The following is an 11,057-nucleotide window of genomic DNA, read 5'->3' as shown; positions in this document are numbered from 1 at the left end:
ACCAGAATTGATGATAACATAATTAGGGGGAATCATCTTGTTGTATATTGGTACAAGCGGGTACTATTTTGATGACTGGATAGGAGCTGTTTACCCGGAAAAGATATCTCGCTCAGCGATGATAAAATATTACTCGGCTGTCTGGAAATTCAATGCGGTTGAACTGAACTTCACTTATTATGGCCTTCCAGGTTATAAGACAATAGTTTCCATGGTGAGAAAAACTCCTTCTTCACTTGTTTTTAGTGTAAAGGTTCCAGGCTCGATTACGCATGAAGGATGGAAAAATTCACATTTTCCTCGCGAAGATATCAAATTTCTTCTAAATGCTTTAGAACCGATGATTCTCGAGAAGAGACTGAAAGTTTTGCTCGCACAATTTCCTTACTCTTTTACCTACTCCAAGGAAAATGTTGATTACCTGAAGAAAATCAGAGATACTTCTACAATTCCCATAGCTATCGAATTCAGACATAAATCCTGGAACACAGACGATGTTTACAGGTTTCTCGAAGAAAATGAAATGTGTTATGTCATAGTTGATGAACCGCAGATCAGGAATCTTTTTCCTTACAGACCTTTAAAGACTTCTGATATTTCTTATTTCAGATTTCATGGCAGGAACAGTAAATGGTTTGTTTCTTCTTCTGAGCGTTACAATTACGATTATTCTGAAGAAGAACTGGAGCTTTTCAAGATCGATATTGAAAAATTACTTAGAAAGTCGCTTGATACGTTCGTTTTTTTCAATAATTGTTATCGTGGCAAGGCTGTAAAAAATGCAATAAAGCTTCGTTCCATGATAGATAACAGCTTTTTTGGAGGTTATTTCTTCCAATAAAGACAGCTGTGGATTCTTGAATATATGCTTCCTGAGAGAGCATTTCTGGTTTTTTAAATATTCTTTATAAATACAAAGAAAGAAAATAGTTGATTTGACATAATCATGATTGTTTTTTATAATCTTTTGCGAATAACTTTTGTAAGGGGGTTGTTTCATGGACAGAAATGCAATCGTTGAAAAAGTTGCGAAAATTATATCCGAGAAACTTGGAGTTGAATTGAGTCAGATCAGTGAAACAAGCAAATTGACAGAAGATCTGAATGCTGATTCTTTAGATCTGGTTGATCTGGTAATGGCATTTGAGGAAGAATTTGATGTAAAGATTGATGATTCGGATCTGGAAAAGATTTCGACAGTAAAGGATATTGTAGATTATATTATTTCAAAATCCTAACCTTGGGGATTATTCCCCAAGGTTTATAAAGTAGAGCTCTCCAGAGTCAGAACACAGAACAACTACTTCAGATTCTGAAATTTTAAACATCTCTAATGCGTAAGTTCCCACATTTATTGTTTCTATAGAGTTTTCTTCAGGATCAACTATATACACTTCTCCTGGTAGATGATTCAGAAAGACGAGTTTTTCTTTCATATTCAGAACTCTATGGGAAACATTCGGCAAAATGATCTTTTGTGCGATTTCACCGGTGTATGTAATCAGTGAAGCAATTGGTTCAAGTAAACTTGTAACGACAATATAATTTTCTGTGAGTACCATATCTCTTGCGAAATCTGGAAGATTAATTCTCCACATCTCTCTGTTATTCTTCAGGCAAACCAGCATTCCATCTGTATAGCCCAGCAGAAAAGAAACTCCATTCTTTTCAATGTATTTAACAGGATTTTTCAGGTTGTCCACTTTCACTTCAACTCTGTTTTCGCTGACGATTTCGTAAGATTTGTCGCTGTCGAAAAAATACAGATAAACTAATTTGTCGTCTAACACTTCAAAGTATGGTGAGGCCGATTTAAAGGAATATTTTTTTCTAACCAGAAGTGTTTGATAATCAATTTCGTAAACAGAACTGTCTTTAGAACAACTGACATAAATTTTGCCGTCAAAGGATTTTATCGTTGTTGGATGGGAGCCAACGTCTATTCTCTTTACAAATCTGCCGAACATTGTGTAAACCATGACAGAAGATTTGTAATAATCAGAGATAAATACCATACCAGCTTTGTAAATGGCACTGACAGGATATGAAAGTCCAACTGTTATGTTGCTTATCGTCTTTCCGTTTTTATTCAGTACAAGCACTGATGGTGATTGAGATCTTACAAGGCATATTATCTCGTCGTTGTAAGATGCTCTTGTATAACCTGCTTCTATATGAGTTATTTTTACGCTGTTTGCGTAACTGAATGATGAAAACGTGAAAAAAGATAGCAGAAGAAGCTTTGCTAAAAATCTTCTCATCATTGGGGTGCTCCCAACATGAAAAAGGTTGTAATTGCAAGATTTACCAGGGTGAACATCTGGACAATTCTTTCTTCTTTCCATCCAAGAAGTTCAAAATGATGGTGTAAAGGCGCCATTTTAAATATCCTTCTTTTAAAGATCTTGAAGCTAACCACTTGCAATATCACACTAAAGGTTTCGGCAAGAAAAACGGGAGTAAAACATATCAATGAAAGTTCGTTCGAGGTTCTTAACGAGACTGTTGCAAGAAGTCCTCCAAGAGCCAGAGCTCCAGTATCTCCCATGAATACTTTGGCTGGCTTGATATTATAGATTAAAAAAGCCATAACGGCAACTGATGTGTACAGAAGTGATTTTTCACTCTGGTTCAGAAATACCCAGTATGGCAAACTGGTGGTTAGAAAAACTCCACCAGCCAGCCCATCCAGCCCATCCGTAAGGTTAACCGCATTGCTGAAGCCAGCTATAAACAAAATAGCAAATATTGGGTAAAAATATCCAAGGTTCAAAGTTGAGTGGGTAAATGGTATCAAAATATGATTTCTTTGTGGATTTACGATCAGGTATATCACTGTTGAGAAAATTACCTGAAGTAGAAATTTCTGCCATGCTCTCAAGCCCATGGATTTTTTTCTTTTCAGGCTGAGAAAATCATCCAGAAAGCCAATGAAGCCGAAAAAGATAAGCGCGAGAGCATCGGCTGTGTTAACAAAAAAGATAAACAGAGATGGTACCAAAACAAACAAAATTCCCCCAGCTGTGGGTGTACCTGCTTTATAACTGTGTAAATCCGGCCCTTCCTCTCTTATATACTGACCGAGTTTATATCTTCTCAAAAATTTTATGAGTGGAGAGTACAGAATCACACAGATTGCGAAAATTATAAACGGGATCAACATCTAATCTCCTCCGTATATATTTGCAAAACTTTCTCTATTTGAACTGACCTTGATGCTTTGAATAAAACTACATCGCCGGGTATCAGGATTCTTTTCAAAAAATCAGAGATTTCTGTTGCGCTGTTGCTTGCAAAAATTTTTTTTGAACAGTTCATGATTTCTATCTCATTATCGACATTGTAAACCACAACACCATCTAATTTTTCGAGAATCTCGCCAAGTTTCCTGTGTGTTTCAATTGAGTATTTTCCCTGTTCTTTAATTGAACCAACTACAGCAAATGATCTTTTACCAAGCTTCTTTATTGTTTCAACGGCTGTTTCAAACGACTCTATGCTTGCATTATAAGTGTCATCCACCACATAAATTCCATTGCAATTCATTACCCTGAATCTTCCAGCCACAGGCGTAAAGTTTTCCAGGATGTTTTTATTACAGTCTATTCCAAGAATGTCCAGTGCGGCTAAAACTGCTGATATATTTGTTAGCTGACCGGCATTCCAGATTGATTTGAGGTTGAAAATTAGCTGCTCTCTTGGGGTTTTGTAGAAGGCTTTCGTTGAGAAATCAATATAGCAATAATCGACAAGTTGATAATCTCCTTTTTTATAGCCAAAAGTTACCATAGGTTTCAATGAAATTCTATCCAGCAGTTTTTTATCATACAAAACTATGGCTGTTCCATTTTTTTGCATATTCTCGATTAATTGGAGTTTTCCTCTCAATATCATTTCCTGATTTCCTGCTATTCCACGATGTGCTGTTCCAACATTCAGCAAAATTGCCACGTGAGGCATGGCTATTTGGCATAATCTTGCAATATCTCCAAATTTATTCATAGCCATTTCTAAAATAGCGAATTTCTCCGCATTGTATTCATTGAGAATCGATAGTGGCAAACCGATCTCCGTGTTCAAATTTCCTGGATTACGAAAAGCCCTGTCTTTTCCCAAGAGCTGATAGAGGAGTTCTTTCGTGGTGGTTTTTCCGTTTGAACCTGTTATACCTATCACAACTGGATTATGTTTTTTTAATTTTTCTCTGGCATTGCTGAGCAAAAACTCAATTGTGTCATTGACAGTTATCAATTTTTCTTCTGGAATATGTTGTAGTTTTTTTTCAGCAACGACATAAGCAGCACCTTTGTTAATTGCTTCATTGGCGTAAAAGTGTCCATCAGTTTTTTCACCTTTAATGGCTACGAAAACACATCCGGGGGTAACTTGCCTTGAATCAACGACAAAACGAGAATTCTCAAACACGTTTTTTCTCCTTTTCGTATTCTTTCAAAAGGATTTTTCTAATTACTTCAGCGTCCTTGAATGGAATTTTCCTCTCGTCGCTGAAAATCTGATATTCTTCATGTCCCCTTCCTGCTACTATGACCATATCTCCGCGATTTGCCAAAGTGAGAGCTGTTTCTATTGCTTCCTTTCTGTCTGGAATAACGAGATATGGTGATCCTGATGGAACACCTTTTTCAACTTCGAATAATATTTCCTCGGGATCTTCCCCTCTTGGATCATCGGTTGTTATTATGCTTACATCTGAGTATCTGCAGACCACTTCAGCCATCATTGGCCTTTTTCCTTTATCTGCCTGGCCACCAGCTCCAAAAACTGTTATGATTCTTCCGCTTGCGATTTTTCTTGCAGTGATAAGGGTTTTTTCCAGTGCGTCCGGGCTGTGAGCAAAATCAACAACGATATCGATACCCACCAGAGTGCCTTCGCGTATGAACTGAAACCTTCCTTCTACTCCCTCAAAACTTTTAATGGCTTCTATAATAGACTCAATATCGTATCCAAGTTCACAAAGAGATGCAATTACAAGTGTTGCGTTGTATGCATTGTGTATGCCGGGTATGTTGATTGAGCATTTGTGTTCTCCGAAGCGGCTTTTCAAAACGAAATTTGTTCCAAATTTGTCTATTTCTGCAGATAGAATTCTGTAATCGCTATTCTCAGACATGCCGTAGATTACTTTTTTCACTCTTTTGTTCACTATATGCTCGAATTCATCACTGACAACCGCTATACCGAATTCTTTTAATAGATCAAATATATGGAGTTTGGTCTTTATGTATTCGTCAAAAGTTTGGTGGAAATCAAGATGATCACGCGTAATATTTGTCAGAGCAGCAATGTCAAATTTTACAGACTCTACTCTTTTCATAGCCAAAGAATGTGATGAAACTTCCATCACAAAATGTTTGCCACTTCTATCAACTGTGTTTTTCATTGCTTTGAGAATTTCTATTGCATCTGGTGTTGTATTGTCATGGTGAAATTTTTGCTCTCCAAGTATGTCATAATAAATTGTTCCAAGCATGCTGCCATTACTTCCGAGAGTCTTCAGGACGTGGTGAAATAAATGAGCTGCCGTTGTTTTTCCATTTGTCCCGGTTATACCTATAGTAAGCAGTTTGTTGAATGGATCGTCGTAATATAAAGCAGATAAGATAGATTCGGCAAGTCTGCTGTCACTCACAACCACGTGAGGAAAATCCACTGATATGGGATGCTCAACAACAAGAAATGAGGCACCTTTCTTGATTATTTCAGAAGCTATTTCATGAGAATCAAATCGACTTCCTTTGTGACAGATGAACAAATACCCCGGACGAACCTCGGTTGATTTATTGGTGATGCCTGTTATTACGATATCTTCTCCATCAAACTGGAGATTCAGGGTTACTTCATCGATAGCTTCAATCAGATTTCTGACAAGCATTGTTGCACCACCTCTAAACAATTGTAACACCGCTTGTAAAGCTTGACAAGTTTTCCAGGTTATGCTATGCTAAAATTAGCACTCAAATGATGAGAGTGATAAAAATGAGGCGTGAATCAAGAATAAATGAGAGGCAAAAAAAGATTCTTTACTGTGCTGTACGTGAGTATATAATGTCAAAGAGGCCTGTGAGCTCCGAGCGGGTTCTGGAGGCTTCAGATCTCTCATGTAGTAGTGCGACTGTGAGAAATGATCTCAGAAAACTTGAATATCTTGGTTATTTGCATCAACCTCACACGTCAGCTGGAAGAATTCCAACTGATAAAGGTTATCGATTCTATGTAGACGAAACGCTCAGTTTGATGAAAGAATACACGCAGCGCTCATCTTCGATTTATTCAAAGTATCCTATTACTTTTGGTGATATGGAGAAAATACTCGAAGGGGCGGCCATGGCCCTTTCGAAGATTGCTAAAGGTGCTGTTATTCTTGAAAAACCAGCCGTTGAGAAACTCAAAATTCTCCGTGTTGCAATAGCACCAGTCACCAGAACTTATTATGTGGTTTCCATGGTAATGGAACTTGGGCTGGTAAAATTTATACCATTCAGGACTTTTCAGGAAATAGATTATCTATCACTGGAAAGTATAATGAATCAGCTTCTAAGTGGGCGAAATATAGAAAATATGAGTGATCGAATCTTGGAAAGCGAAATTGATCAATATTTGATAGATCTTTCAGAGTATCTCGTTAACACTTTAAAAGAAGATTTCAGAAATGATTTAATTAAAGTTGGTATTGATACATTGATCAACGCTGAAGATTTCGATGTAGAGGAGGTCAGAAAGCTGTCAAATTTCTTTTCAGACGATTTGATGCTAAGAAAGGTGTTTATTAATGCGAAAGAGATTCCTGCGGTCTTGATTGGTTCTGAACACGGTGTATCTGGTCTGGAGAATCTCGCTTTTTTCATTGACGGATACAAAAAGGAGGACAAATTAATGGGAAAAGTGATGGCCATCACTTCCAAGGTGGTCAGATATGAAGATATATTCAATTCATTGAGATATATGACAAGTAGGCTTACAGAGTACTTTACGGTTGCAACCAGAGAGGAGGGAAAATAATGAACGAAAATGAAAAACCCCAGATTACCGAACAAAAAGAAAATCAATCGGCATTAGATCAGCTCATTAAAGAGAAGCATGAGTTACTTGAACATCTAAGACAGCTCAAGGCACAATTCGAGAACTACAAAAGAGATTCATTAAGAGAAAAAGAACAGGTTTTGAAAAATGCCAATGAATACTTCCTTGTGAAATTAATTCCTGTGCTTGACGATATGGAAAGAGCTTTCGAAGAAGTTCGAAGATCAAAATCATACAAAAATTTCTACAGCGGAATGGAGATTATATACAAAAAGCTCTGGAAAATTTTGAATGATGAAGGACTTTTCAAGATAGAACCAAAAGAAAAATTTGACCCGTTCGAACACGAGGCAGTGGAACGTGTTGAGACAGATGAAAAAGAAGAATATTCAATTTTGAAAATCCTGGAAAATGGTTATAAATTTCACAAAAAAATTGTGAAGCCTGTGAAAGTTCAGGTAGCAGTCAGGCCAAGAGGTGAAAACGGTGCCAAGACAGAGTAAGGATTATTACGCAATCTTGGGTGTATCAAGAGACGCTTCGCAGGATGAAATAAAAAGGGCTTACAAAAAACTTATAAAGCAATGGCATCCCGATTTGCATCCAGAGAACAAAAAAGAAGCCGAAGAAAAGTTCAAAGAAATACAGGAGGCTTACGAAGTTTTAAGCAACCCTCAAAAAAAAGCTATGTACGATCGCTTTGGTTATGTTGGAGAAGCTGAGTTTTCTCAGCAGACTTCCTCAGGTTCGTTTGAAGATATTTTCAAAGATTTTGAAAGTTTCTTAGGAAGAGATATCTTCGACATATTTTTTGGGGAAAGAGGAACGCAGGAGAGGCAGCAGAACAGGCGAAGAACAGGTGAAGATATAACGCTGAATATTGAAATTGATTTTGCCGACTCTCTTCTTGGGAAACAGATACCTGTGGAGTATGACAGGTATGAACGCTGTGAGCACTGTCAGGGGCAGGGAGTTGAACCAGGCAGCGGCTATCAAACCTGTCCGAGGTGTCACGGTACGGGTGTCATAAGAGAGGAAAGAAGGAGTATTTTTGGAGTTTTCGTCAGTACAAGAACCTGCAGCACTTGTGGTGGTACTGGCAGAGTTATAAAAGAAAAATGTCGTGTTTGCGGTGGATCGGGTAGAATAAGAAATCGCTTTAGGACTACTGTCAATATACCCGCTGGGGTTTCTGATGGGGCCAGGATAAAAATTGAATCAGGTGGTAACGCTGGTTACGGTGGTGGACCGTATGGTGATCTGTATGTTTTGATCCATGTCAGACCAGATAAGAGATTTAGAAGACAGGACGATGATATATATGTTGATGTAACGGTAGATTATCTCGAAGCCATTCTTGGTACCACTATGAAACTCGATTTGCCAACGGGAAATTCGACAATGCTTCGAATACCGGCAGGTACTCAGCCAGGGACAGTTTTTAGACTTAAAGGAGAAGGTGCTCCATCAGTAAGAACAGGTAGGCGCGGTGACCTGTATGTCACAGTCAATGTTCGAATACCAAAAACTCTTTCCTCTGAAGAAGCAAAGCTTTTAAAAGAACTTGCAAAAATAAAAGGAATAGAATCTTAAATTAGCATCAAATAACCTCAAAAATGCCAAATAAACCAGATCAGGGTCCTTATACCCGTTTGTTTTTTTATTTTTTATCTATTTACAACTATTTTAGAACATGATAGAATAAAATGTAAATATTATGCAAAAGGAGGCGCAAGGCATGAGGCGCCAAGATTTGTTTGATTTCCTTCATCGCAATCCTTCCATTCAAGAAGCAAAAGCGCTCGCCAAGAAACTCGGATTAAAAGTCAAGAAAATGATGAAAAAACAGGAGGTATACAAATTAATCAGCGAATACGCTTCGAAATTACCTGAGGAAGCTACATCTCCACCTGCTTCTGCGAAAAGAACTGTGCAGGAGATTAACGAAATTCCTTTTTCGTATGGCTCGGATAAGATAGTGCTTCTACCGGTTAACCCTCACCTTGTTTATCTTTATTGGGATCTGTCTGCAGAAACTTTTGAAAAACTTTCTAAAGCCGGGAATGTAGTCGTGAGATTGTACGATGTGACGTTCATTATTTTTGATGGAAAAAATGCCCACAGAATTTTTGAGGCTGGGATTGATCTCGGTGTCTGCAGAAATTATTATTTTCATGTCCCGATGTCCAATGCAGATTACATTGCAGAAATAGGTTACAAAAATGGCTACGATTTCATCCCGCTACTGAGATCAAATCTTTGCAAGACACCTTCAGATTCTCCGTCACCTTCTAACAGACAGAGATGGTATATAAGAGGAAAGAAATACGTGTTTGTAGGTGAAGCTTTTTTAAAGCCTGTTGAGCACATAGGTGGTAGCCGTGGTTCAAGTTTCTCAAATCTGGCAGGTGATAGAAAGTGATCGGTTATTTCAGCCTTGTTCTTCACTCTCATCTTCCATATGTTCATCACCCAGAACATGATTCTTTTCTTGAAGAAAGGTGGTTTTTCGAAGCAGTTATCGAAAGCTATATACCTTTATTGATGACTTTCGATCGACTTGCTCGGGATGGAATATCTTTTAAAGTAACAATATCTCTGACCCCGCCACTTCTTGAGATGATGAAAACAAAAAGCCTTCAGGAAAAATTCTTAACCCACGTAACCCAACTTATCGAACTCTGCGACAAAGAAATAGTTCATGCAAGGACCCTTGAAGAAAAAGAACTTGCTCTTTTTTACAAGAATAGATTTACTCAGGTACTGGAGTACTATAAATCTCTGAACTGCGATTTGACCAGCGGATTTAAAAAACACTCACTTGATGGAAACATCGAACTTATCACATGCAACGCCACACACGGATTTTTGCCTTTAATGCAACATCAACCTGTTGCTGTAAACTCACAGATAAAACTTGGAGTAAGAGCTTTCCAAGAAGTATTTGGTTTTCCTCCGAAAGGCATGTGGCTTGCTGAATGTGGTTATTATCCTGGTTTGGATGAGATTCTCAAAAGACATGAATTGAGATTTTTCTTTGTTGACTCACATGCACTTTGGTACGCTGATGAAAAACCAAAATATGATGTTTACAGGCCTGTAATGACTCCATCTGGTGTTTTCGCTTTTTCGAGGGATCCAGAATCGAGTGAACAGGTCTGGAGTGCCTCAACGGGATACCCTGGCGATTACAGATATAGGGAGTTTTATAGAGATATAGGTTTTGACAGAGATTTTGATTACATAAAGCCATACATAGATCCAAGCGGTGCACGTGTGAATACAGGTATCAAATATTACAAAATCACTTCCAAAGAATTACCGCTGGACGGTAAATCTTTCTACAATCGTGATGATGCTTTAACAGCTGCAAAAGAGCATGCTTTAGATTTTCTTGATAAGAAACTTACTCAGATACAAAGACTTTATGAGCTTTTTGATCAACCTCCAGTCGTGGTAGCTCCTTTCGATACGGAGTTGTTTGGGCACTGGTGGTTTGAAGGGCCAGAATTTCTGGAATATTTCTTTAGAGAAGCCGCGAAGGTTCGTTCAATGAAACCTCTGACAGCTTCCGAGGTCCTCGAAAAATTTGATTCGTTTCAAATACTCACACCGGCGGCTTCTTCGTGGGGAAACGGCGGCTACAATGAAACATGGTTAAACGGAAGAAATGACTGGATATACATTCATATGAACGAATTGAGTGACAGAATGGAGAAACTTGCAAGTGAATTTAAGGACGAGCACGATTTGTTAAAAATAAGAGTACTGAACCAGATGCTCCGTGAGCTTTTGCTTGTTCAATCGAGCGATTGGGCCTTTATCATTACGACAAACACCAGTGTCGAATATGCAGTTAACAGAATTAAAACGCATGTGAAAAGGTTTTTAGATCTGGAAAGACAGTTTTTGAGCAATAATATAGATGAAGAATATCTTTCGCAAATTGAGCAAATGGATGCGATATTCCCCTGGATAGACTACAGGGTATATAGTCGTTAGCAGAATCCGAG

11 protein-coding genes are annotated in these 11,057 nt (G+C 38.1%); 7 read left to right on the top strand and 4 right to left on the bottom strand.

The genetic code is table 11. The annotated features are described in order from the left end of the window. Positions 1 to 37: 37 nt before the first annotated feature. Positions 38 to 841 carry a DUF72 domain-containing protein gene (locus TLET_RS09185; RefSeq protein ID WP_012003818.1) on the top strand — a complete coding sequence of 268 codons (804 nt, stop codon included), beginning with the start codon at positions 38 to 40 and terminating at the stop codon, positions 839 to 841. 157 nt (positions 842 to 998) lie between these two features. Next, the gene (gene acpP / locus TLET_RS09180; protein ID WP_012003817.1) at positions 999 to 1,238 is read left to right on the top strand and encodes an acyl carrier protein; all 240 of its coding nucleotides are present in this window, start codon (positions 999 to 1,001) and stop codon (positions 1,236 to 1,238) included. Between the two features lie 9 nt (positions 1,239 to 1,247). Here the strand turns inward: acpP and TLET_RS09175 are convergent, their stop codons facing one another. Genes TLET_RS09175 through TLET_RS09160 form a run of 4 tightly spaced genes read right to left on the bottom strand, consistent with a single transcriptional unit; the run spans position 1,248 to position 5,896 of the window. After that, positions 1,248 to 2,264: a YncE family protein gene (locus TLET_RS09175; RefSeq protein WP_012003816.1), complete on the bottom strand. Its 1,017-nt coding sequence runs from the start codon at positions 2,262 to 2,264 to the stop codon at positions 1,248 to 1,250. Next, positions 2,261 to 3,163 (bottom strand): phospho-N-acetylmuramoyl-pentapeptide-transferase, encoded by a 903-nt coding sequence (gene mraY / locus TLET_RS09170; RefSeq protein ID WP_012003815.1) that lies wholly within the window; start codon positions 3,161 to 3,163, stop codon positions 2,261 to 2,263. Before mraY ends, TLET_RS09175 begins: the two co-directional genes overlap by 4 nt. Further along, complete coding sequence (locus TLET_RS09165) at positions 3,157 to 4,425, bottom strand: UDP-N-acetylmuramoyl-tripeptide--D-alanyl-D-alanine ligase (RefSeq protein ID WP_012003814.1); 1,269 nt, start codon at positions 4,423 to 4,425, stop codon at positions 3,157 to 3,159. Before TLET_RS09165 ends, mraY begins: the two co-directional genes overlap by 7 nt. Continuing rightward, on the bottom strand, positions 4,418 to 5,896 hold the full coding sequence (locus tag TLET_RS09160; RefSeq protein ID WP_012003813.1) for a UDP-N-acetylmuramoyl-L-alanyl-D-glutamate--2,6-diaminopimelate ligase: 1,479 nt from the start codon (positions 5,894 to 5,896) through the stop codon (positions 4,418 to 4,420). The genes TLET_RS09165 and TLET_RS09160 overlap by 8 nt, the downstream gene beginning before the upstream one ends. Positions 5,897 to 6,000: 104 nt before the next feature. On the opposite strand from TLET_RS09160, the gene hrcA reads away from it, so the two are divergent. The 5 genes from hrcA (at position 6,001) to TLET_RS09135 (ending at position 11,046) form a co-directional block, all read left to right on the top strand. After that, entirely contained in the window at positions 6,001 to 7,023 is a 1,023-nt protein-coding gene (gene hrcA / locus TLET_RS09155) for a heat-inducible transcriptional repressor HrcA (protein WP_012003812.1), read from the top strand. Continuing rightward, complete coding sequence (locus TLET_RS09150) at positions 7,023 to 7,547, top strand: nucleotide exchange factor GrpE (RefSeq protein WP_012003811.1); 525 nt, start codon at positions 7,023 to 7,025, stop codon at positions 7,545 to 7,547. The genes hrcA and TLET_RS09150 overlap by 1 nt, the downstream gene beginning before the upstream one ends. After that, a complete protein-coding gene (gene dnaJ / locus TLET_RS09145; RefSeq protein WP_012003810.1) occupies positions 7,531 to 8,637 on the top strand; it encodes a molecular chaperone DnaJ in 1,107 nt (368 codons plus the stop codon). The genes TLET_RS09150 and dnaJ overlap by 17 nt, the downstream gene beginning before the upstream one ends. Before the next feature lie 145 nt (positions 8,638 to 8,782). After that, the gene (locus TLET_RS09140) at positions 8,783 to 9,466 is read left to right on the top strand and encodes a DUF4912 domain-containing protein (RefSeq protein ID WP_012003809.1); all 684 of its coding nucleotides are present in this window, start codon (positions 8,783 to 8,785) and stop codon (positions 9,464 to 9,466) included. Further along, positions 9,463 to 11,046 carry a glycoside hydrolase family 57 protein gene (locus TLET_RS09135; protein WP_012003808.1) on the top strand — a complete coding sequence of 528 codons (1,584 nt, stop codon included), beginning with the start codon at positions 9,463 to 9,465 and terminating at the stop codon, positions 11,044 to 11,046. The genes TLET_RS09140 and TLET_RS09135 overlap by 4 nt, the downstream gene beginning before the upstream one ends. The last annotated feature ends 11 nt before the right edge of the window (positions 11,047 to 11,057 follow it).

It is taken from the genome of Pseudothermotoga lettingae TMO, assembly GCF_000017865.1.
Classification (GTDB): domain Bacteria; phylum Thermotogota; class Thermotogae; order Thermotogales; family DSM-5069; genus Pseudothermotoga_B; species Pseudothermotoga_B elfii.
Note: the sequence above shows the minus strand (reverse complement) of the source record. Positions and strands in the feature narration are given on the sequence as shown.

Excerpts from the sequence above, each read along its gene's own strand:
- hrcA (WP_012003812.1), top strand. The coding sequence starts at position 6,001 with ATGAGGCGTGAATCAAGAATAAATGAGAGGCAAAAAAAGATTCTTTAC.
- TLET_RS09150 (WP_012003811.1), top strand. The coding sequence starts at position 7,023 with ATGAACGAAAATGAAAAACCCCAGATTACCGAACAAAAAGAAAATCAA.
- mraY (WP_012003815.1), bottom strand. The coding sequence starts at position 3,163 with ATGTTGATCCCGTTTATAATTTTCGCAATCTGTGTGATTCTGTACTCT.
- acpP (WP_012003817.1), top strand. The coding sequence starts at position 999 with ATGGACAGAAATGCAATCGTTGAAAAAGTTGCGAAAATTATATCCGAG.
- TLET_RS09160 (WP_012003813.1), bottom strand. The coding sequence starts at position 5,896 with ATGCTTGTCAGAAATCTGATTGAAGCTATCGATGAAGTAACCCTGAAT.
- TLET_RS09175 (WP_012003816.1), bottom strand. The coding sequence starts at position 2,264 with ATGATGAGAAGATTTTTAGCAAAGCTTCTTCTGCTATCTTTTTTCACG.
- TLET_RS09140 (WP_012003809.1), top strand. The coding sequence starts at position 8,783 with ATGAGGCGCCAAGATTTGTTTGATTTCCTTCATCGCAATCCTTCCATT.